This window comes from Vibrio sp. SG41-7 (assembly GCF_014164465.1).
Taxonomy (GTDB): Bacteria; Pseudomonadota; Gammaproteobacteria; order Enterobacterales; family Vibrionaceae; genus Vibrio; species Vibrio splendidus.
This window is the reverse complement of the sequence record NZ_JACJFF010000442.1, coordinates 1-249: the sequence shown is the minus strand read 5'-3', so window position 1 is coordinate 249 and position 249 is coordinate 1. Positions and strand designations below refer to the sequence as shown.

Genomic DNA, 249 nt, shown 5'->3' with positions numbered 1-249 from the left:
CTCAATGATAATCATGTGCGAATTTCTCATGTTTTTTTACTTCATGATCAGATCGTGATTATCTAAAAAAGTTCCCTGTAAAATAAATCCTTTATTTTCAATGATTAAAGTTCGATCCCGCCCTTTTCTTGGTACAGACAAGTTACCCTCTGATTTTCTAAATAGGTTCTGCACAAAGCGACGACAACAAGCCATATTCAACGCCGAATCCCCGGCGTAAATTCGCTGCTCGTCTTCTTTAAAAATAAC

Annotated in this window: 1 pseudogene; it reads right to left on the bottom strand. The window is 36.9% G+C overall.

Annotation, left to right across the window (positions count from 1 at the left end):
• Positions 1 to 36: 36 nt before the first annotated feature.
• A pseudogene (locus tag H5300_RS28255) lies at positions 37 to 249 on the bottom strand (hypothetical protein); the annotation flags it as partial.